Consider the following 20,068-nt stretch of genomic DNA (forward strand, 5'->3'; position numbering starts at 1 on the left):
CCTCACTTCGAAGTACGGGCCGGGGAAGAAGGCTCAGGTTCCAGCCGGGAAGCGGCGCGCCGGTTTGTACGGATACCGTAAACAATGGAGGCGAGGATGATGACGCCGAGTCCCAGCACGATGGGACGTGTTACCCAGCTTGTGCCGAACATTGACGTGGCGAGGTTGAGGTAGGTTTCAGCGAACCCGCCGAGAACAACGGCGAGTAGGAATGGAACCCGCGGCCAGTCCCATCGCAGACACACGACGCCGAGGGCGGAGGCTGCAATCATGACCAGTACGTCTGCGAAACTGTTCGTTGCCGTGTAGGAGCCGATGACGAGGAGCAGTACAAGTGCCGGAATAAGGACCGGGCCTTGAAGTCTGGTCAGTTTCATCAACGGACGGATGAACAGGAGCGCGATGCCTACTGCGACGAGATTTGAAATGATTGCAATCCAGACCATGGACATGGTGACATCCAGCCTGGTGGTGAGCATTTCCTTGCCGGGGGTAAGTCCCAGGATCATGAAGCCGCCGAGCAGGACAGCGGTTGCTGCCCCTCCAGGAATGCCGAAGGCGATTGTTGGAATGAGTGACCCCCCGTCCTTGGCGTTGTTGGTGGCACCGGCGGCAATGAGGCCGTCGATGGCGCCTTTCCCGAACTGCTCTGGGCTTTTCGAGGTTTGTCTGGCATGTCCGTACGCCATCCATTGAGCGACAGATCCGCCCAGTCCGGGCAGCATTCCTATAAGGGCCCCTATGCCGGCAGAACGAAGAACCAAGCTCCAGTGCCTGAATACGTCCAGCACTCCCTGTCCAGTCCCATGCAGTTTGTTCTGCCCAGGGCCGGAGGGCTGGGCGATGCTGCTCTTGCTGAGCATGAGCTGCAGCACTTCAGCGCCTCCGAACAAGCCGACAACGATCGGAATCAGGTTGATACCATCCCAGAGGTACAACTGGCCGAAGGTAAACCGCTCGACTCCGACCTGCGGATCGACACCTACCAGGGCGACCAACAGGCCTATGGATACCATGATGAAGCCCTTAATGAGGTTCTTTCCGGCCAGAGTAATAACAAAGGTGAGGCCGAGAATCGTCAGTGCGAAGAACTCAGGGGCGCCGAGGGCGAGCACCACGGGCCGGATGAGAGTAATCGACAAGGCAAGAACGACGGCACCGAAGATGGCGCCCATCGCAGAGCTGGTGAGCACGGCACCGAGGGCCCTTCCCCCTTGGCCCTTTTTGGTGAGTGGATAGCCATCCATTACTGCCGCTGCGGAGGTGGCCTCTCCCGGTACGCCGAAGAGGACGGAGGTGAGGTCCCCTGTAGTTGAGGTCACCACCCACATGCCGAGGAGAAATGCGAATCCCTGGACTGGTTCCATGCCGAAGGTGAACGGCAGCATGATCGCCAGTGTGACGGCGCCCCCAAGGCCCGGGAGTATACCCACCAGGAATCCGATAAGTATGCCCAGCAGCATGATCGCCAAGGTGGCTGGCTGTAGAACCTCTGTGAGGCCATTGGATATTGCTTCAAGCATTGAAAAGGTTACCTACTCTCATGTCCTCCGAGGCGCCTCATCGCGCCCGGACAAAAGCTTTTGCGTATGCACTGCATCACATCTTGGCCTTGGACTAACCAATATGCCATAAGAACGCGATGCCCGTTACATTTCTCCGTAACTTTGTGGAGAACTTCCTTGCGGGCGTATGCCGGGCGGCCCATGATCTCCCGCCTCGTAGCACGGATCTCTGGCCGCGCCGGAGCAGGTCGTGCTGGGGCAAGTAGATTATCAACGGCCCTACCATCATGTTGCGGAGCAGGCGAAGACGCAGCGCCTGCTGGTTGACGTTCCCGCCGCCAGGGTACAAAGGCCGACATGGGAACCTTGCCGGCCTCATCGCGCTGTCGAGCGGGCCTCTATGCCGCGACCCGCCCGAGTCTGCACCCGGTTCCGAACCCTGGCCTCCCCCGCGCTGGTTTCGCGACACTGGAGCGGCCTCGGACCGAAGTCGAGTTGCCGGGGCCGGAGAGGCCCGTCCCCGACATGTGGGGGGCGTGGGGCACGTACCCGTTTCCCCGCAGAGGAGAGCAGACGTGACCACTGTGAGCTGAACGCCTCATGGTGGATCCATTAGACCATCGACGGTGACAGCGGGGCACACAGCGAAATGAAGTCGCAGGACACCGAACTCTGCTGGCGCGGCAAGAGTCTATTTATTATTCCATTGCTGTATCATTCGATTAGGCTTATTTACCCCGTAGTGATCGCGGGAAGGCTGACATTCTTGTTCTGATCGCATCGCCACACCGTCTGATTGACGGTCGATAGGGGGACAATGGCCACCGATACCCCGGATATGTTCGTCCCCGTCAACGTCGACCGGGCTTCCCAGGTCATCGTCGACCAGATCAAAGTTCTCATTCGCGCGGGTAAGTTACAGCCGGGCGATCGGCTGCCCAGCGAACGCGAGTTGTGCCAGCGGTTCAATGTCAGTCGTGTGACCGTCCGCGAGGCGTTAAGGGTGCTCGAGACGAACGGACTGCTCACCATCCGCGTCGGCTCCCATGGTGGCGCCTTCCTCACCAGCCCTACGGCCGAGCGACTCGGCGTGGGTCTGGCCGACCTCATTTCGCTCGCGCCTGTCACGGCACACAACGTCACCGAAGCGCGCTTCATCGTCGAGCTCGGCACCCTGCCTCTGGCGGTCGAGCGGGCCGCGGAGGAGGATGTCGCCGCTCTTTTCGCGATGGTCGAGGAGGCCGAGCAGGCCGTTAAGGCGGGTCGGTACAACGTGGAGCTCTCCGCCGCGTTCCACACTCGGATCGCGCAGTGCACACACAACCCGGCGATCGAGATGCTGATGCAGAGCTTCAACGGCCCCATGCGGATGTCGCTCGAGGAATCGCACATTTCCGCGCCCATGGGTCAGCAGGGTGTTGCAGAGCACCGCAGGCTTGCCGAGGCCATTGAAGCGCGCGACCTTGAAGCCGCGCGAACGGTCATGACCGAGCACCTCGGCAGGACTGCCGAGCGCGTTCGCACTCACATCTTCTAGGACGGGCCCGGGCAAAGAATCACCCCTAGAGTCTTAAGGCGACCCGGAAAGGTCGCCGCGCCGGGTCTGGCTAGGAGGCCCTAGTGCGATACCCGCTATTGGTGGTTGCCGTGAGTCGGGGCCGGGAGATTCATCTCCAGGCGGGCTCTGTGCCAGCAACCAGTGTTGTTACTGTTTGAGGCGCGGCTGGTTTCCGCTACGTTCAGGAATCTGATGGCGAACGGCATGTCGGCGGTGGCCCCGGCTACCCAGGCCATGCCTGATCGTGGCCTCACGGGCGGGTCTGCCGACACGTCCACGCATTCCCCGATATTTTCCAGCTGGCCGCGTCGGGCGCCATTGAGGCCCACGGCGCCGGCGGCTGAGGTCAATCCGGTGCAGCCAAGTGTCGCCCAAGTCGTACTGGTAGAAGGCCCTCCCCGCTGCTCTTGAGAAGACCACCAAGCGAGCATTCTTCGTCTGACGATCCGTTAATGCGATGTAGGCCGTCGCGTCGGGAATTTAGTTCCCGGGAAGTCGCCGCAAGGTAAGGGTTTTCGTGTTGGAACGCATAAAACTTCGTAATCCTGCATCGGCAGACCAGCGCCTCGCTCCAGCCTCGAATTCAATCCGTAACCACAGCCCCCAAAGTTTCCAAAGTTCGCGACATTTTTGCACTTCAACTTCCCCAAGGGGCATCTTCGGCACTAAGGTATAATGGACTAACCAAAGGAGGACTACATGACCATCTCCGCTCCCGGAACCCTCATCATCGGCGCCAGCCAGGCCGGCTTGCAGATCGCAACGTCGCTGCGCGAATTCGGCGACACCGACCCCATCGTCCTGGTCGGCAACGAAGACGTTGCCCCGTACCAGCGCCCGCCACTGTCCAAGGCCTACTTGGCTGGCAAGGCAACGGTCGAGTCCCTCGGCTTCCGCTCACTGGACTGGTACGCCGAGAAGCAGATCGAACTACGCCTCTCCACCCACATCGAGAACATCGAGCTTGACGTCCCCGGCTCGGGCAGCGGCGTCGCCGTCACCAGCACCGGAGAGAAGCTCCTGTTCGCCCGCCTTGCACTCACCGTGGGCGGCACGCCGCGCCGGCTCCCAATTCGCGGCGCCGATCTCGAGGGCGTCTGCGTGCTGCGCGATATTGCGCACGCTGATGATCTGCGCACCCGCTTGGAGGCGGCGTCCAATGTCGTCGTCATCGGTGGCGGGTTCATCGGACTGGAAGCGGCTGCCGCCGCGACGGCCGCTGGCAAAGACGTAACCGTGGTCGACGTCGCCGATCGGCTTCTGGGCCGAGCCGTGGCCCCGGAGGTCTCGGCGTTCTACCTGACAGCACACCGGCGCCGCGGCACCAAGGTGCTCCTGTCCACCGGCATCGACGCGATCGAGGGCGACGAGAAGAATACCGTGACCGGCATCCGCCTCGCCGACGGCACGGTGCTGCCGGCCGACATCGTACTCGTGGGCATCGGGCTCATGGCACACACCGATCTCGCCGTGACACTCGGCCTCGAGATCGATCGTGGAATCGTCGTGGACACGCTCGCACGTACGAGCAACCCGAACATCGTGGCCGCTGGCGACTGCGCCACGCTCCCCCACCCGCTCACCGGGGAAGGGCGCCACCGCATCGAGTCGGTCCAGAACGCAATTGCTCAGGCGCAGATCGCCGCAGCAACGCTCGTGGGACGCCCGCAGGGTCCGGCCGCCGTGCCGTGGTTCTGGTCAGACCAGGCGGACCTCAAGCTCCAGATTGCTGGCCTCTCCAACGGATACGACGAAGTGGTGGTTCGTGGCCAGCCTGACACCGAGCAGTTCTCGGTACTCTACTACGCTGCCGGACGTCTGATCGCGATCGACTCCATCAATGCCCCCCGTGACTACATGGCGGTCCGCAAGCTCCTCGGCACCGGCGGCACCATTCCCGCTGAGCTCGCCGGAGACACGAACATATCGCTCAAGGACCTCGTAGCGGCCCCGACAGTCTGATCCAGCCGGCAGTCTGAGCGGCATTCAGCAAACGACGGCGCCCCTCACCTCCGCGGAGGTGAGGGGCGCCGTCGTTACAGCCGGGATTCTCGACTCAGGAAGCCGCGGGAACGCGCGCGGCCAGTCCCGGATAGACCTCAAGGGCGTTCTCTAGGAGGATCCGGCGTTCATTCTCCTCAGACAGACCGGCACTCTTGACGTAGACCAGGGTGTTGTCCCACTCCACACCGGTCTCCGGGTCCGCGCCACGCACGGCACCGAGCATCTCGGAAGCGAAGAGGATGTTGCGGGAAGGGACAACGCGGGTCAGCAGGTCGATGCCCGGCTGGTGGTATACAGCGGTATCGAAGAAGACGTTATTCAGCAGCTCGGAGGGATCCTGCCAGCCGTTACGCATGGACAGGCCACGGTAACGACCCCAGTGGTACGGGATTGCGCCGCCGCCGTGCGGGATCACGAAACGCAGTTCCGGGAAGCGCTGGAAGAGGTCCGACTGCAGCAGCTGCATGAACACGCTTGTGTCCGCGTTCAGATAGTGCGCCCCGAGGGTATGGAAGTTCGGATTGCACGCCGTGGACACGTGGATCATGACGGGGATGTCGAGTCCCTGGATGACCTCGTAGAGGTCAAACCAGGACTCGTCCGTCACTGGCTTTCCTGCCCAGGTCCCTGAGGGATCCGGGTTAAGGTTCGCGCCCACGAAGCCGAGCTCGGTAACCGTGCGTCGCAGTTCGGCAATGACACCCGCATGGTTGCCCTCCGGTGTCTGTGGCAGCTGCGCCACCGGCGCGAAGTGCTCCGGATACAGCTCGCTCACACGATGCACCAGGTCATTCGAGGCCTGCGCCCAGGCATTCGCGATGCTGGCGTCCCGGATGTGATGTTCCATGCCCGAAGCCCGCGGGGAGAAGACCATGAGGTCCCCGCCGCGCTCCCGCAGCACGCGCAGCTGGTTCGGCTCCACGCTTTCGCGAAGCTCGTCGTCGCTGATCGCCGGGAGCGCGGCGTTCTCACCCGTGAGCTGGGCCTTACGGAAGGCAAACAGCTGCGCAGGCTCAGTGGTGTAGTGGCCGTGGATGTCGATGATCACTTCTGGGCCTCCTGTGTCCAGTCCTCGTAGGAGATGTAACGGATGCCAGCCTTTTCAAGCAACGGACGCATGTTGTTGACGTCCAAGGCAATCTCGCCGGTTTGGTAACGCGCACGCGCCCTCGCTTCCTTCTCTTCGCGCGCCTTCGAGGCTGCGAGCACCTCGGCTGCCTTGAGGCGAGGCACGACGACGACCCCGTCGTTGTCGGCGATCACCACGTCACCGGGATTAACAATTCGGCCGGCGATCGAGATGGGGACGTTAACGTCGCCAAGGGTTCCTTTGCCGGTTCCCTCGGCCGATACGGTCTTGGACCATACCGGGAATCCCATCTCCTGAAGATCGGCCACGTCCCGCACCCCCGCTTCGATGACCAGTCCCCGTACGCCGCGTGCTTTAAGCGAGGTGGCAAGGAGGTCGCCGAAGTAGCCCATATCGCATGGCGCGGTGGGTGCAACAACCAGCACATCGCCGTCGGCGCACTGCTCCACCGCGACGCCGATGGTGGTGTTGTCACCCGGGGCGACCGTGACAGTGACGGCGTTGCCGGCGATCCGGGCTCCCGTCTGCACAGGGTTGATGTGGGAGCCGAGCAGGCCCTCGCGACCCTGGGCCTCATGCACAGTGGCGACGCCGTAGCTGGCGAAGGCGTCCACAATGTCCTGTTCGGCGCGCGGTGGGTTAGTCACAACAAGGCCGGCCATCAGTGCACCGCTCCGCCGGGCTGACCGATCAGTTCGGGCATCATCGAGACGTGGATGGCATCCTCATCGGTTTCGCCGGCGAGCACGCGGATGGCGTGGTCCACCTGGTCGATGCCGTAGCGGTGTGTGGCGAGCTTCTCCAACGGGTAGCGGTGGGAGGCAAGCTGAGCCACCGCAAGTTCGCAAGCCTTGAAGGAGTGGCCACGGGCCGATTTGATGGTGATTGCTTTCTCGGTGACCTGCTTGACCGGGAAATCCGGGAACGCCGCCAGCTCGCCCTGGATGAGCAGTGTGCCCTCGCGGCGCTTGAGGACGTCGACGCCGAGCAGCACCGGAGCAGTACCGGCGCGTGAGGTGCAGTCGAGCACATAGTCCACGCCCCGGCCGTTGGTCAGATCCATGATTTTCTCGCGCGGGTCCTCGGTGAGAACGTCGATTACCTCATCGGCGCCGAGTTCCTTGGCCAGCTCGAAACGGGCTTTGTCACGCGTGGTGCCGGAGACGATCACCTGGGCAGCGCCGGCGGTTCTCGCGGCAACAAGCTGGGCAAGGCCCTGCTGGCCGGGACCCTGGATCAGGACGGTGTCGTTGTAGCCGACGCCGGCGGTCAGGAGCGCCCATTCGATGCCGTTGGATAGCGGCATGACCAAGCCGGCCTCTTCCGCGGTGATGGTTTCCGGGATCTTGTGGAGCACCGCGTTCCACGGCAGATACATGTATTCCGAGAATCCGCCCCAGAGAGTTCCGGGGAAGTCAGCGGAGGTGTATCCGAAACGGCGCGCGTCCGGGTTGGTGCGCCAGTCGGTGGCCTCACAGTGGCGATATTCGCCAATGCGGCACCACTCGCAACTGAAGCAGGCAACATAATGCTCTACGAAGACGCGGTCGCCTTCTTCGAGTCCTTGGCGCTTCTTGAACTTTTCGCCGGCCTCCACGATGACACCGACGTTTTCATGGCCCATGATCACTGGGCCCTGCGTGGCCGCGGTTCTGGGCGGTTGTGAATAAAGCTTCACGTCCGTGCCGCAAATTCCTGCGACCTCGATCCTCAACAGGGCCGACTGATCGTCGATATTCGGCCGGTCAAATTCGCGCATTTCGGTGGTTCCCGGAGCAACCCGGACCGCCGCAAGCACTTTCTCAGACATCTACTGGCTCCTTCGAGCACGGCCTATAGGCCTTGGCAAAATGGTTAGTCCAATCTAACATGCAAGTGTTAGCCATCACTAGACCTCATCGGAGGCAACATGTCCGTCCAGCTTTCCGCTCTCAGCCGATCCCAAGGGAATAACAGCCGTGTCAAGGACGGTACGGTTGTCCCTGAGGGCTACTCGCTCGACTTCGAGGAGGTGCCCGTCCTCGTCCAGGGATTCCGTCGCATGGTCCGCGAGCTTGCCTTCGACGTCAGCGAAATAGCGCTCAGTACCTACCTCACCGCCAGGGAACACGGCGTAAAGTTCACCGCCCTGCCGATCTTCCTGGTCCGCGGTTTCCACCACAACGCGATCGTGGTCCGCCGCGACTCCGGCATCACCGATCCCGGACAGCTTGTGGGCAAGCGCGTCGGCGTGAACCGCGGATACACCGTGACCACCGGCGTTTGGGCCCGCGCAATTATGTCAAATCAGTACGGCCTTGACCTCGACTCCGTCACTTGGGTCCTCTCCGGCGACGAGCACGTCGAGGCGTACACGCCGCCGTCGAACGTCATTTCCGCCCCGGCCGGCAAGACGCTCGAACAGATGGTGCTCGACGGCGAGCTCGAGGCCGCAATCGGCGTCAAGAGCGACTCCCCCGACATTGTCCCGCTCATCCCGAACGCGAATGACGTCGCCCTCACAGCCTTGCGCACATCGGGCTTCTACCCGATCAACCACCTCGTGGTCATCAAGGACGAGGTCCTGGGGGCACACCCGGATGCAGCCGTGGCCGTGTTCGAGGCGTTCGCCGAGTCCAAGCGCCAGTATGTCGCCGATCTGAAGGCCGGTGCGATCGCTGAGCCCGATTCCGCTGACCGCCTCCACCTCAAGGTCCTCGAGGCGACAGGCTGGGATGACCCGCTCCCCTATGGCATCGAGCCGAACCGGGCCGTGCTCGCGGACCTCATCGAACAGGCAAGCAAGCAGCGCATCTTGACCAAGACCGTGAAGGTGGAGGAGCTTTTCGCGGAGTCCGTTCGCGGGCTCGTCGGCTAGGCAATAAGACTACTCGTATCCATATCGCCGCCGACCACGACTGCATCATGCTCAAAGCTCGGCTGCTGCTGTGGCTCCGCGAGCGTGGCCATGAGACGTTCGACGCCGGGGCTCACGAGCCCGGCATCGTCGTCGAATATCTGCCGATGTGCGCGGCGGTAAGCCGCCGTGTTACCCACGAAGAAGTGGAGTTGGCTATCGTGATCGGCGGCAGCGGGCAGGGCGAGGTGATCGCATGCAACAAGATCCGTGGCGTGCACGCGGGCATCGCCTACAGCCACTTCGCGGTGTAGATCTCCCGGGGAAACAATGACGCCAACGTCATGATGCTCGGCACCAAAGTCCTCGGCGATGATCAAGCGCTGGCGCTGATGGAACTGTGGGGACGCCGTTCAAGGGCCGGCAGCACGCAGACCGCGTGGCGATGATCAGCGAACTCGAAATCAGGGAACTGGAATCTGCGCCTGAATAGTGACCGGGACCGCGGTGCCCAGCTCGATGCAGCCCGTTTCACCCAGGGACGTCCCCGTGCACACGTGTATCAGGGCCCGCAGCGCGTTGCCATGCCCCACCACCACCACGGTTCGGTCCGCGGCGAGTTCCGGGGCCAGGACATTGCGCCAGTACGGCGTCAGACGCTCTACGACATCCGCAAGGCTCTCCCCGGCAGTGGCTGCCACTTCGGGAAGCGCGGCGTAGCGCGGATCGGCGCGCTGAGCGGCAAGTACGGTGTCGTCTGCCTGGGGCGGCCGGCCGTTCACGCCGCGGCGCCACCATTGAACATTTCCCGCGCCGAAGCGCGCTCGGGCTTCGTCTTTGACCAGGCCCTGAAGCGCGCCATAATGCCGCTCATTCAGCCGCCAGTGCGCGCTCGGTGTCAGCTCCCAGCCGGCTTCCTCGATCAGCAGGCGGGCCGTTTCCACGGCCCGCCTGAGAACGGAGGTGTGTACCGCGTCGGGACACAGCCCCGCGAGGCTCCCGGCGGCGTCGCGCGCCTCGGTGCGGCCGCGCTCGGTGAGGGGAACGTCGAGCCAACCGGCGAATACATCGTCGGCATTCGCGACGCTCTCACCGTGGCGCAGCAGCACCAGGCGGGGCATCAGTACTGCTCGAGGAAGGCTCGGATCCGTGCGGGGGCCGTTTCCGGAGTCTGATCGGCAACAGGAATGTCCCAGTAGTCGTGAACCGGGAGGCATTCTTCGAGGTAGCGCGCCGCGGATGGCGCGTGGGAGCTGTCCTGGCCGGGCACGATCAGCCCGGGCACCTGGAGGGCCATAAGATCCTCGGCTTCAACGCCCGGCACAGTGTCCCGGTCGAACAGACCCCGTACGGTTCCGCTCACGATCAGTTCGTACTTCTTCACGTCCAGAGAGGTGTAAGCCGTGGCGAAATCCTCGTCGCTGCGCAGCGGCGCAGCCCACGGCCCGACGCGTGGATCCTTGCTGAATCCGGCGGTGGTCGATCGGGCGAGTTCGACGACGGCATGCATGCCGTGCTCCATCGCGAAGGCGAGGTGCTGAGCGAAGCGGCGATGCTGAGCCATGCGGTACTGCGGTCCACCGGCAGGAGAGAACAGGACCATGCTGCGCACGCGTTTCGGGTGCCGGACGGCCAGCGCGGCCGCCGTCGAACACCCAACGCAACCGCCCATGGTGTGGACGCTTTCATAGCCTAGGTGATTGATGAGCCCCAGTGCCTGGGTCACATAACGGTCCCAAGCGAGGCGCTCCACTCGACCGCCGGACTGTCCGGACTCACGCCGGTCGAAAACGATGCAGGTGTAGCTGTCCTTGAGCGCATCGACGAAGCCGAGGTCCCGGTAGCGGCCGAAAGTGGTCCAGTTTTCCAGGGTGGAGTCGAATCCCCCCGGGCTGAACATCAGCAGCGGGGGACCGTCACCCACCGTTTCATAGCGGGTGGCGATTCCGTCAATTTCGACGACAGGCATGACTAGCTCCTCTTAACCTTGGCCGCGGAGATGTTGCGCTCCACGAATATCGGCGATGCACTCGGTCAGGGCGTCATAGGCAATGCGCCCCACATTGGCGTAGGTGGTGGGTTCCTTGTCGATCCACTTGGCGTTGTAGCCGATCGCGGCGGTGGACATCCGGATCCGGCCGTCGAGCCATGGACCGCCGCCGAAACCGCCGAGCACGGGGATGGAAACTGCGTCTACGACGGCTGGGCCCACGACCGGACCCGAGTTCGTGAAATTGAGCGCGACGGCACCCGCAGATTCAAGCCGCTTGGCCTCGGTGACGAACTGCTCCACCATCTCGTCCGGGACCAGGGCGCCTTCGGCCTGCGAGTACTCGACGCCATACTTGAGTGCTGTCTGCGGTGTGATGCCGAACTGCGCAAAGACTGGCACACCGGCACGTGTGACTGCCTCAACCGCCTCGGGGAAGTCGGCGGCGCCGTCGAGCTTGACGAGATCGACGCCTGCCTCTTTCACCAAGCGGATGGCTGCACTGACAGCCTCTCTAACGCCCTCTTGAAGCGGGCCGAAGGGGAAGTCGCAGCTCAGGAGCCCGTTGTCAACGCCACGGCGCACCGCTTTGGCCGCCACCAGGATCTCCTCCATGGTGATCTCCAACGGATGCGAATGGCCCCACAGGTTGACGCCTACGGAGTCGCCCACCGAAATGATGTCCGCGCCAGCGCGGTCGGCGATGCGCGCCATCTGGTAGTCCCAAGCGACGATGCAGGCACTCTTCTGGCGGGCCGCCTTCATGGCTTTGAGCTTCGGAATGGTCATGGTGCTCATGCCCGGGTGGCCCTCAGTAGCTCAATCAGATCGTCTTCTTCCGCCGGAACCAGCAGAATCCGGGCGTGGGGACGGAGGTGGAAGAGGGCATCACTGGTAAGCGCACCCGGGGCGACAACCAGCCCTGCCGTCATGATGCCGCGTTCACGGGCGAGATCGCCGATGGCGGCGACCGCCGTCGCGTTCTCACCGGAAGTGGTCACCATGACCACTGTATTGGTGTCGGTCATGACCTCATCCAAGGGCACGGTCGAAGCGCCTACCTCAGCCAGCACCCCGCCTGGGTCGGTTACGGAGAAGAAACGAGCCTGGCCCCAATCAAGCAAAGCCGCGGAGCGGATGATGCGCTCCGCTTCATCGTCGAAGGCGACAACGCGGGTGTTCCGTGCGGCCGTCAAAGGGTAGTCGATTCGGTACGCCGCTTCCTTGGCGGTCGCAGCCTCAGCACAGGAGCTCGGGCCGGCAGGCACAGAGCGAGAACCACCCGCGTGGTCGTGGTCGTGATCGTGGTCAGGCATGGCTCAGACCGACGTGTGCGGCTTGGCAGGCTCGGCGACCATGGCTTCACCGATGCCCTCGACGAAGGACTGATCGGCCGGGAGCACAATCGCGACCGAACGAACCCTTTGGTCCTTGGCGCGGTTGCCGGCAGGCTCGACGCCGTCCTGCAGCGCCTTGACGGCCTTGTAGAGCTTCTGACGGGCCTTGATGATGCCGGCGTCGGTGGCGACGAGACGTTCCTTGGTCCGGTCCACGAGCGGGCCCATCGACTCCTGCAGCGATGAGTCCTGAAGCGCGATGCCCTCAATGCCCGAGTAGTTTTCGCCCCGCTTCTGGGATTCACGGTCCATCAGATAGTCGTTGTCCTTGTTCGCCAATGGACGGTAGGACGCATCGTTCGCGCTGTGGACACCCTTGCCGGCACGCATCGCAGTGACCTCGGCCTCGGTGAGCGGGCGGGTGGGGTGGTAGTCGAAGCTGTATGCCCAGCAGTTTTCGTCGTCGATCGGCACCCAGAAGTGACCGTGGACGGGGTGGTCACCACGTGGCGGAACCATGGTGAAGTTCGGCAGCACCCACGGCGTCACGCGCCAGTAATACTTACCTTCTTCAGCGTTGCGGCGGGCCCCGATAAGCAGGCCGCCCTCAGAGTCGACCACCTCAAAGAAAGGCTTGAGATCGCCTTTGTTGTACTCGTTGCCCTTGGAGCCCTTGAAGAGCGGGTCGCTTTCCAAGTTGCCGCCGTGCAGGAAGGTGACGTGGCTCGAGTCGATGCCGCCCTCGAGAGCCTGGAGCCAGTTGCACTCCTGCAGGCGCTTGGAGGTGAAGACCTGGCCGTCCGGAACGGTGTAGGCTTCCCACTCAGGCAGCGGCGGCTGAGCGGCAGGGTCGCCAAGGTAAGCGAAGAGAACGTCGCCTCGCTTGACCATCGGGTAGGACTTCAGCTTGACGTTGGCGCAGAAGTTGCTCGTCGCCGGCTCGCTCGGGACCTCGACGGCCTGGCCGGTGACATCGTACTTCCAGCCGTGGTAGGGGCAGCGCAGGCCGCTTTCTTCATTGCGACCGAACCACAGCGAAACACCGCGGTGCGCGCAGAACTCGTCCATCAGGCCGTAGCGGCCTTCGGAATCGCGGAAAGCGATGAGACGCTCGGAAAGCACCTTCACGCGTACCGGCGGGCAGTCGTTCTCGGGGAGTTCCTCCGCGAGCAGCACCGGCTGCCAGTAGCGGCGGAAGAGGTCACCCATGGGCGTTCCCGGACCCGCCTGGGCCAACATTTCATTGATGTCCGTACGCAACATTTGCGAAGGATCCTTTCGTCCTGACTGAAGTAGAGAGTTACTCACCCTTGTCCGGGGTCTATGTGTACTTAGGCCCGGACGGGGAGATTTAGGGCTGCGTGGGGGGCAGGTCGACAACGAGACCGTGGAGCTTTTCTTCGAGCACAATCTGGCATCCGAGGCGGCTGCAATCGCGCGGCTCGGAGACACCCATGTCGATCAGGTCCGCCTCTATGTCACCCGGGGCGCCGACGGCGTCCCAAAATTCTTCGCGTACCCATACGTGGCAAGTAGCGCAGGAGTTGTTCCCACCGCACTCGCCGATGATGCCGGACACTCCATTGCGGAGAGCGACCGACATGACCGAGTCGCCGGTTTCGGCGTCAACAACAGTGGTTTCGCCTGCGGCACTGACATACGAAATCTTGACCATCTAAACCTCCTACTAATGGTCTAACCATTATGCCCTTGGAAGTTCGGGAGTGTCAACGATTTCTAGGGAGCTGTGTTGCCGGGGCATCATTTTTGCGCGCAGGCGAGGGCAGAATGGTGTTCCACCTCCGTTCAACCCCGGTGAATTTCCACACGGCAAGCACTGCGAGCCAGGCCGCCCAAGAAGAGCCCGACAATCAATCACAAAGCCGGCGTAGTCCAGTTGATGCTCGCGACCACCGCAGTCGGGCGCGTGTTTTCAGGGTGCTGGAGGCAGGCCATCCTGCCGGGGCATTGATGAGTTTGCGGCGGATCATGCCGATCCGGGCATCCACTGCACTCCCGTGGTTTAAACGCCGATAATCCTGGCGCGCAGAGACACTCCGCGGACCGCTTGCCTACCTAGACAGGCGCCCTGACTCAGATGTGCTCGCGGCCGCAGAAATCATGATTCCGTCTCGGCCCGCTCCCACCTGCGAAGCTCCAATTGAACAGCGGTGACGGCTGCAACCTCTTGCCCCTACGTCGAGACACGATTGACACTAATAATGCCTCAAGACAGCTTTAGTGCGTTGACACATATGCTGCGATAAAAAAGCATTAGTGTTTGAATTCAATGGAAGAAATGACGACCCATGAGGCCGGGGAACGCCTCGGCATCACCCAGGCTTCCGTCCGCCAGCTCGTCGGCTCCGGCCAGCTAACGGTCGTGGGCAAGGTCGGCGGGCTTTGCTGTTGAATCGCTCTTCAGTGGAACGGCGGGCAGCTGCAGGCAGCCGGCGCGGCCGTGCCTGGACCCCCAAGGTTGCTTGGGCGGCACTGACCATGCTCTCCGGCGGCAACCCCAGTTGGATCTCACCGTCGGAGAAGTCACGCCTCAAAAGCAGGATCCTAACCGCCGAGGACGTCGCCGCCCTGGCACGCCACAAGGACCGGGTCCGCCGCTACCGGGTGACGCCCGACGGAGTGCCTATCCTTCAGGATCACCTCATTCCCGGTGGCGTCTCGGCCCTGCGTAGTGCAGCAGTAGCAGCCAGGTTCGGCTTGACTGGCGGCAGTGGACTAGTCGAGGGCTATGTGATGCAAGGCGACGCCGAACATCTCGCCGAAGCCCTCGGGATGGTCGAAGACCCGGAAGGGAACGCCATCGTCCGTGAAGTGGGAGTCACTGAGCCCTTCGCTGAGGGCCATGCACCCCTGGCCGCGATCGCAGTAGACCTGATGGGCAGCCTCTCAACCCGCGAACGAAGCGCTGGCCAGCGCGTCATCAACGAGCTCCTCCACGTCTGAGCCGACGATGGAGATACCAGTCGAACCCACCGACGACCGCGAGGTCTGGGACGTCCCTGTGCCGCCGGGCGGCTGGGGTACGCCCTGGCCGCAGTGCGTGGAGCTCGGGCGAGAGCTGCCATCAACCCAGTGGACACTCATTGGCGGACTCATGGTACAGCTGCATTCGGCCGCCGCCGGCCTGGCCGTCTCCCGGCCAACAGCAGACGTCGACATCGTTCTGCACATCGAAACCGGGGCGACGACGACGTCATCGGTGGCCGCGGTCCTGAACAGGCTGGGATACACCCTGCAGAAATCCATCGACAAGGATGCCCCGGCCCACCGTTTCATGCGGGACAAGCAGCAGATCGATGTGATGGTCGCTGACTACCTGCCTCCGGCCAAGGTCCCGAAACTTGGCGGCCGCAAGCCCTTCCAGGTAGCCGGGGGCACGCAGGCGCTGCAGCGCACGGTCAACTGCCGTCTCGACGTCGACGGCGACCCCGCCCCAATCAGCATCCCCAATGCGCTCGGCGCCCTCGTTCTCAAAGGTGCCGCCTACCGGGAAGACTCACGCAACAAGGACCGCCACCTCGATGACGCCGTTGTCCTATGCGCGACGATCAGGAACCCCTCGTCACAGCAGTGCAGATGAAGGGCAGCGACAGATCCCGGATACTGACCCTGCACAAGGAGCTTTCGGATCCGGGGCACCGCTCCTGGCAACTGCTGGAATCGCCCAACAGGACGCCGACCATGGACGCCCTTCGAATCCTGGCCACCAACCACAACCTGCCTCCGGTCAACCGCCCTCAAGCGCCGCTAACAGCAGCATGGCCACCATCATGGTGATCATGACGACCGCCGGCAGTGGTGGCCGGCGCGGCCGACGGCAGCCGCACACAGGCAATAACAACGACGCCGGACCGCGTCGGCCGCGGCATCCCCTCGGCGGCCAGCTCGGGGCTTAGCCTGGCCGTTCCTGCGGGCTTCGGTGCTAATGAAATTCCGCGGCAGCACCTTCAGCAGGGCCAGAAGGCTGGTGGCGCCGGACTCACGCCGCTCTGGTTATGAAAATCAGGGCTCCCCGCGCTAGGCGGGCGATCATCTTGAGGTACACCCCAACCTGACATCAGGAGGCACGGCCAAAACCGTCAGAATAGGGCCCGAAATGGCGTTTTGCCACACTCACTCGGCATGGTCTTAAACTTCAATCTGACATCCCGCGTGCCGGACACTTATCTCGGTTGTTGGTGATCTAAGGTTGCGGAGGCACCGACGGCGCGTGTAGCGGAAGCCAAGATCACCGTGTTTGCGGACATGCAGTCCGCTTGCGAGCTGAGGGCTTGAGGTGCCACCAGTTAAGTGAAACTAGTGGGGGCGCACCGAGAAGTGATAGAGCGAATAATCGTCCGGGGCTACCGGTTGTTCCGCGATTTCGAATTGGAACCTAACGCGGGTGTGAATATCGTTGTCGGTGGCAACGAAGCTGGAAAATCGACCTTGCTGGAGGCAATTTCTCTTGGTCTTACCGGCCGTGTGAACGGCCGCCGTGCCGAGGAAGAGTTGAACCCCTACTGGTTCAACCGGGACATGGTGAAAGAGTATTTCGCGGCAATCGCGGCTGGTGAATCTCCTCCACCACCTGAAATCCTCGTCGAGCTGTACATGAACGACACAACCCCGGACGTGCAGATGCTTCGGGCTGTTTACAATTCCCGCGCTCAGGACGCCCCGGGACTATCCGTGCGCATCATGCCGTCGCCGGACTATGCCCAAGAGCTAGCAGAGTACCTTCGAGCTCCGAATCGACCAGACATTATCCCTGTCGAGTACTACGAGGTGGTGTGGAAGGACTTTTCAGGCGCGGCGATTAGGCGTAGGCCAAAAGGCTTAGGCGTCTCGTTCATCGACGCGCGAACGATCCGCTCGAGTTGGGGCCTTGACTATCACACACGCGAAATGCTGGGTGATTTTGTAGAAGCGAAAGAACGGGCGGCGATTTCTGTTGCTCACCGAACGGCTCGCCACGAGATTTCTTCGACTGCTCTCATTGACGTCAACAAGCGCATTGCGGAGCAGGGAACCAAGCTGCATGACAAGAACCTTGGACTGCAGATGGATCAGTCGGCGGGCGCTTCATGGGAAACCAACGTTGTGCCCCACGTGGGTGAAGTTCCCTTCGCACTTTCGGGTCAAGGGCAGCAGGCCGCGATAAAAGTCGCATTGGCGATGAATCGTTCGGCCGCGGACACATCCTTTGTGCTCATCGAGGAACCCGAGAACCACCTCTCCCACACCAGTCTCACTCGCCTGATAGCTCGTATTGAGACCCTTGCAGGCGGGCGTCAGGTGTTCATCACGACCCACAGCTCATACGTTCTCAACCGTCTTGGACTGGACAAGCTCCGGCTTCTCCATGCTGGTACGCCGGCTTCATTCGCCGCCATTTCCCAGGACACGGTGCGTTATTTCAAACGCTTGTCAGGATTCGACACTCTGCGGATTGTCTTGGCTGGCAAGTTGGTTCTTGCTGAAGGGCCATCTGACGAGATGCTCTTCGAACGAGCGTTCATCGATAAGTACGGAAAGACGCCAAGTGACGCGGGCATCGATGTGATGTCAATGTCTGGAGTTGCTCTTGGCCGTGCCATGGAGCTGGCTGCCGTTTTGGACCGGCAGGTAGCTGGTATCCGCGACAATGACGGCAAACCTCCCGCGCACTGGGAAAGCAAGGTAGCCGAGCACCTCGATCCGGGGAAGCGGCGGCTCTTTATCGGAGATCCTGCCCTCGGGAGGACTCTCGAGCCTCAGTTGCTTCATGTCAACGACGAGGCAACTTTGCGTTCCTTTTTTGGTATCAGAGACGCGACGAAGGCCACGCTTGAGTGGATGGCGGATCACAAAACAGAGAGCGCACTACTGCTGGCCGAGTCTCCATCGAGGATCAAGTACCCGGACTATTTGATGGCCGCCATCGAGTTTGTCGCATGAATCGGCTTACTCTCGCGGTTGCTGGTTCCCGTAAGACTCAATCGATTGTTGACGCCTGTGCACAGGGTGCGTCCGGGAGCCGGAGACTAGTAGTAACTTTTACGCAGACGGGCCAAGCCGAGCTGGAACGTCGACTCAAAGCGGAATGTACACCTGGATCCGTCCCAGAAGTCTTGGGTTGGTTCGCTTTCCTCCTGCGTCATTGTGTCCGCCCCTACTTGCCCTTGCTGTTCCCGGAACAGCAGCTTCGAGGTCTTAACTTCGAAGGAAAACCCGTTCGCGGCCGGTATGCAACTGGAGCCGAACGCTACTTTGATGCTGGAGGTCGCGCATACAAGCTTCACCTGTCCAAGCTCGCCCTGGAAGTCGTCAGAGCGAGTGTAGGTGCGGCGATGAGCCGGCTCTCGCACATTTATGACGAGATATACATTGACGAAGTTCAGGACCTGACCGGGTGCGACCTTCACATCCTTGAATGCCTCATGCGGATTGAGTCCCCGGACCTTCATATGGTGGGGGACGTTCGGCAGTCGGTTTTCGATACAAATCCCGAAGATCCGAACCTCAAGAAATATCGAGGCGTGGCGATGCTGAAGTGGTTCGCACTCCATGAAAAGGCGGGCCGACTCGACGTCTCACAGCGAGTCGAAACTTGGCGTGCAAACCAAGCCATTGCAGACTTCTCCGATCAACTCTTTCCGACCGATTTCAATTTTGCCTCCACTATCTCGCGACAGGATACGGTAACCGGTCACGACGGCATGTTTGCCATCACTGCCGCCGACGTCCCCGACTACATGCGCCAGTTCCAAGCCCAGCCGCTGAGGGAAAGCAAAACTACAGTCCGAACCTCCAGTCTTCCATTTCGGAATTTCGGCAAGGTCAAGGGTCTCACCTTCAACCGTGTCCTGATCTTCCCAACCAAACCCATCACCGACTACTTGACCCGAGGGACGAACCTCAAGCCGAAAACCGCATGTGGTCTGTATGTGGCGGTCACTCGCGCCAAGCATTCTGTTGCGATCGTTGTGCCAAAACCAGATGCGACCAGGCTCACGCCCTGGACCGCCACTCAGAGACGAAACTGATCTGACGCGACGAAATTGTCCAAAGGCCTTTGGACAATTGGTTCCGCTGCCCACAGCAGGGGACAATCCTGATGGGTTATCCACCGCTACTGCTGCTGAGGGAGCTACTCCAATTGCTCCCGATCCCAGCCGTGGATAACCCGGATTGACCCCAACTGCGGACTGCTCAGTTCTCTGCGTGCCGTTACGACGTGTGCCCCTTTCCTCACTCCCATTCAATTCGAGTACTAAAAGCCTTGTCTTGATGGTTCTGATACTCGCGTGGGGCGTTCCTGTTGCGTAGGGCATCCCCTTGTTCATTAGACTGCTAGCCTTATTTCATGGCAAAAAAGACAGTCGTGCTGCTGGAAGATGATATTGATGGCTCGGAAGCTAAGGAAACGATATCTTTCGCCTTAGACGGTACTGAATATGAGATTGACCTCAATGAGGGTCATGCGAACGAACTGCGTGAAGCACTGGCACGCTTTGCCAATGCTGGCCGCAAAGTAGCTGGCGGACGTGGCCGTTCGGCAGCCCGCACCAGGTCCTCCTCGCAGGGTGGCCCGGACGCCAAAGGGGTACGCTTGTGGGCGGCTGAGAACGGCATCCAGGTAAATACACGTGGTCGTATCCAAGCGGATGTCGTAGAGAAGTACGAAGCGGCTCACTAGGCCAGTAAAAACAAAATCGGGGCCGGAATTAATTACTGTTTCCGGCCCTGATTTTTTATTTACGGGA

At 61.8% G+C, this 20,068-nt stretch carries 20 protein-coding genes; 10 read left to right on the forward strand and 10 right to left on the reverse strand.

What is annotated here, in order from left to right; translation table 11 throughout:
• Positions 1 to 2 precede the first annotated feature (2 nt).
• Entirely contained in the window at positions 3 to 1,523 is a 1,521-nt protein-coding gene (locus GUV69_RS22495; protein ID WP_164207127.1) for a tripartite tricarboxylate transporter permease, read from the reverse strand.
• A 799-nt stretch (positions 1,524 to 2,322) separates the two neighbouring features.
• On the opposite strand from GUV69_RS22495, the gene GUV69_RS22500 reads away from it, so the two are divergent.
• Positions 2,323 to 3,042 (forward strand): FadR/GntR family transcriptional regulator, encoded by a 720-nt coding sequence (locus GUV69_RS22500; protein ID WP_208786741.1) that lies wholly within the window; start codon positions 2,323 to 2,325, stop codon positions 3,040 to 3,042.
• 720 nt (positions 3,043 to 3,762) lie between these two features.
• Positions 3,763 to 5,025: an NAD(P)/FAD-dependent oxidoreductase gene (locus tag GUV69_RS22505; protein WP_164207129.1), complete on the forward strand. Its 1,263-nt coding sequence runs from the start codon at positions 3,763 to 3,765 to the stop codon at positions 5,023 to 5,025.
• Between the two features lie 94 nt (positions 5,026 to 5,119).
• Here GUV69_RS22505 and GUV69_RS22510 read toward each other — a convergent pair whose 3' ends face one another.
• The 3 genes from GUV69_RS22510 to GUV69_RS22520 are packed head-to-tail and all read right to left on the reverse strand — an operon-like array spanning position 5,120 to position 7,967.
• Positions 5,120 to 6,115, reverse strand: a complete 996-nt coding sequence (locus GUV69_RS22510) for an amidohydrolase family protein (protein WP_164207131.1) — start codon at positions 6,113 to 6,115, stop codon at positions 5,120 to 5,122.
• Complete coding sequence (locus tag GUV69_RS22515) at positions 6,112 to 6,819, reverse strand: 4-carboxy-4-hydroxy-2-oxoadipate aldolase/oxaloacetate decarboxylase (protein WP_164207133.1); 708 nt, start codon at positions 6,817 to 6,819, stop codon at positions 6,112 to 6,114. The genes GUV69_RS22510 and GUV69_RS22515 overlap by 4 nt, the downstream gene beginning before the upstream one ends.
• Positions 6,819 to 7,967, reverse strand: coding sequence for a zinc-dependent alcohol dehydrogenase (locus GUV69_RS22520; RefSeq protein ID WP_164207135.1), 1,149 nt, complete (start codon positions 7,965 to 7,967; stop codon positions 6,819 to 6,821). The genes GUV69_RS22515 and GUV69_RS22520 overlap by 1 nt, the downstream gene beginning before the upstream one ends.
• A gap of 99 nt (positions 7,968 to 8,066) precedes the next feature.
• Here GUV69_RS22520 and GUV69_RS22525 point away from each other — a divergent pair, with 99 nt between their 5' ends.
• A complete protein-coding gene (locus GUV69_RS22525) occupies positions 8,067 to 9,014 on the forward strand; it encodes a substrate-binding domain-containing protein (protein WP_164206869.1) in 948 nt (315 codons plus the stop codon).
• 23 nt (positions 9,015 to 9,037) lie between these two features.
• On the forward strand, positions 9,038 to 9,307 hold the full coding sequence (locus GUV69_RS22530) for an RpiB/LacA/LacB family sugar-phosphate isomerase (RefSeq protein WP_280113785.1): 270 nt from the start codon (positions 9,038 to 9,040) through the stop codon (positions 9,305 to 9,307).
• 150 nt (positions 9,308 to 9,457) lie between these two features.
• Here the strand turns inward: GUV69_RS22530 and GUV69_RS22535 are convergent, their stop codons facing one another.
• From GUV69_RS22535 to GUV69_RS22560, 6 genes are all read right to left on the reverse strand, one after another.
• Positions 9,458 to 10,114: a 2,3-bisphosphoglycerate-dependent phosphoglycerate mutase gene (locus GUV69_RS22535; protein ID WP_164206873.1), complete on the reverse strand. Its 657-nt coding sequence runs from the start codon at positions 10,112 to 10,114 to the stop codon at positions 9,458 to 9,460.
• Positions 10,114 to 10,962, reverse strand: a complete 849-nt coding sequence (locus GUV69_RS22540) for an alpha/beta fold hydrolase (protein WP_164206875.1) — start codon at positions 10,960 to 10,962, stop codon at positions 10,114 to 10,116. Before GUV69_RS22540 ends, GUV69_RS22535 begins: the two co-directional genes overlap by 1 nt.
• 12 nt (positions 10,963 to 10,974) lie before the next feature.
• On the reverse strand, positions 10,975 to 11,781 hold the full coding sequence (locus GUV69_RS22545) for a 3-methyl-2-oxobutanoate hydroxymethyltransferase (RefSeq protein WP_164206877.1): 807 nt from the start codon (positions 11,779 to 11,781) through the stop codon (positions 10,975 to 10,977).
• Positions 11,778 to 12,299, reverse strand: coding sequence for a 3-methyl-2-oxobutanoate hydroxymethyltransferase (locus tag GUV69_RS22550; RefSeq protein WP_164206879.1), 522 nt, complete (start codon positions 12,297 to 12,299; stop codon positions 11,778 to 11,780). Before GUV69_RS22550 ends, GUV69_RS22545 begins: the two co-directional genes overlap by 4 nt.
• Before the next feature lie 3 nt (positions 12,300 to 12,302).
• Positions 12,303 to 13,583, reverse strand: a complete 1,281-nt coding sequence (locus GUV69_RS22555) for an aromatic ring-hydroxylating dioxygenase subunit alpha (RefSeq protein ID WP_164206881.1) — start codon at positions 13,581 to 13,583, stop codon at positions 12,303 to 12,305.
• An 88-nt stretch (positions 13,584 to 13,671) separates the two neighbouring features.
• Complete coding sequence (locus GUV69_RS22560) at positions 13,672 to 13,995, reverse strand: 2Fe-2S iron-sulfur cluster-binding protein (RefSeq protein WP_164206883.1); 324 nt, start codon at positions 13,993 to 13,995, stop codon at positions 13,672 to 13,674.
• Between the two features lie 615 nt (positions 13,996 to 14,610).
• Here GUV69_RS22560 and GUV69_RS23495 point away from each other — a divergent pair.
• The 6 genes from GUV69_RS23495 (at position 14,611) to GUV69_RS22585 (ending at position 20,001) form a co-directional block, all read left to right on the forward strand.
• A complete protein-coding gene (locus tag GUV69_RS23495) occupies positions 14,611 to 14,733 on the forward strand; it encodes a hypothetical protein (protein ID WP_280113779.1) in 123 nt (40 codons plus the stop codon).
• Positions 14,730 to 15,284, forward strand: a complete 555-nt coding sequence (locus GUV69_RS22565) for a DNA-binding protein (RefSeq protein WP_244292931.1) — start codon at positions 14,730 to 14,732, stop codon at positions 15,282 to 15,284. Before GUV69_RS23495 ends, GUV69_RS22565 begins: the two co-directional genes overlap by 4 nt.
• A 7-nt stretch (positions 15,285 to 15,291) precedes the next feature.
• A complete protein-coding gene (locus GUV69_RS22570) occupies positions 15,292 to 15,921 on the forward strand; it encodes a hypothetical protein (RefSeq protein WP_244292933.1) in 630 nt (209 codons plus the stop codon).
• Positions 15,922 to 16,658: 737 nt separating this feature from the next.
• A complete protein-coding gene (locus tag GUV69_RS22575) occupies positions 16,659 to 18,260 on the forward strand; it encodes an ATP-dependent nuclease (protein WP_164207137.1) in 1,602 nt (533 codons plus the stop codon).
• Between the two features lie 218 nt (positions 18,261 to 18,478).
• Positions 18,479 to 19,348 carry a UvrD-helicase domain-containing protein gene (locus GUV69_RS22580; RefSeq protein WP_164206885.1) on the forward strand — a complete coding sequence of 290 codons (870 nt, stop codon included), beginning with the start codon at positions 18,479 to 18,481 and terminating at the stop codon, positions 19,346 to 19,348.
• A gap of 320 nt (positions 19,349 to 19,668) precedes the next feature.
• Positions 19,669 to 20,001 (forward strand): histone-like nucleoid-structuring protein Lsr2, encoded by a 333-nt coding sequence (locus GUV69_RS22585; RefSeq protein WP_164206887.1) that lies wholly within the window; start codon positions 19,669 to 19,671, stop codon positions 19,999 to 20,001.
• Positions 20,002 to 20,068: the final 67 nt, after the last annotated feature.

It is taken from the genome of [Micrococcus luteus] ATCC 49442 (assembly GCF_010367585.1).
Lineage (GTDB): Bacteria > Actinomycetota > Actinomycetes > Actinomycetales > Micrococcaceae > Arthrobacter > Arthrobacter luteus_A.

What these genes read in the sequence shown, in the direction of transcription:
- GUV69_RS22495 (WP_164207127.1), bottom strand. Translation starts at nt 1,523, where the DNA reads ATGCTTGAAGCAATATCCAATGGCCTCACAGAGGTTCTACAGCCAGCC.
- GUV69_RS22500 (WP_208786741.1), top strand. Translation starts at nt 2,323, where the DNA reads ATGGCCACCGATACCCCGGATATGTTCGTCCCCGTCAACGTCGACCGG.
- GUV69_RS22505 (WP_164207129.1), top strand. Translation starts at nt 3,763, where the DNA reads ATGACCATCTCCGCTCCCGGAACCCTCATCATCGGCGCCAGCCAGGCC.
- GUV69_RS22515 (WP_164207133.1), bottom strand. Translation starts at nt 6,819, where the DNA reads ATGGCCGGCCTTGTTGTGACTAACCCACCGCGCGCCGAACAGGACATT.
- GUV69_RS22520 (WP_164207135.1), bottom strand. Translation starts at nt 7,967, where the DNA reads ATGTCTGAGAAAGTGCTTGCGGCGGTCCGGGTTGCTCCGGGAACCACC.
- GUV69_RS22525 (WP_164206869.1), top strand. Translation starts at nt 8,067, where the DNA reads ATGTCCGTCCAGCTTTCCGCTCTCAGCCGATCCCAAGGGAATAACAGC.
- GUV69_RS22535 (WP_164206873.1), bottom strand. Translation starts at nt 10,114, where the DNA reads ATGCCCCGCCTGGTGCTGCTGCGCCACGGTGAGAGCGTCGCGAATGCC.
- GUV69_RS22540 (WP_164206875.1), bottom strand. Translation starts at nt 10,962, where the DNA reads ATGCCTGTCGTCGAAATTGACGGAATCGCCACCCGCTATGAAACGGTG.
- GUV69_RS22545 (WP_164206877.1), bottom strand. Translation starts at nt 11,781, where the DNA reads ATGAGCACCATGACCATTCCGAAGCTCAAAGCCATGAAGGCGGCCCGC.
- GUV69_RS22550 (WP_164206879.1), bottom strand. Translation starts at nt 12,299, where the DNA reads ATGCCTGACCACGATCACGACCACGACCACGCGGGTGGTTCTCGCTCT.
- GUV69_RS22555 (WP_164206881.1), bottom strand. Translation starts at nt 13,583, where the DNA reads ATGTTGCGTACGGACATCAATGAAATGTTGGCCCAGGCGGGTCCGGGA.
- GUV69_RS22560 (WP_164206883.1), bottom strand. Translation starts at nt 13,995, where the DNA reads ATGGTCAAGATTTCGTATGTCAGTGCCGCAGGCGAAACCACTGTTGTT.
- GUV69_RS23495 (WP_280113779.1), top strand. Translation starts at nt 14,611, where the DNA reads ATGGAAGAAATGACGACCCATGAGGCCGGGGAACGCCTCGGCATCACC.
- GUV69_RS22570 (WP_244292933.1), top strand. Translation starts at nt 15,292, where the DNA reads ATGGAGATACCAGTCGAACCCACCGACGACCGCGAGGTCTGGGACGTC.
- GUV69_RS22585 (WP_164206887.1), top strand. Translation starts at nt 19,669, where the DNA reads ATGGCAAAAAAGACAGTCGTGCTGCTGGAAGATGATATTGATGGCTCG.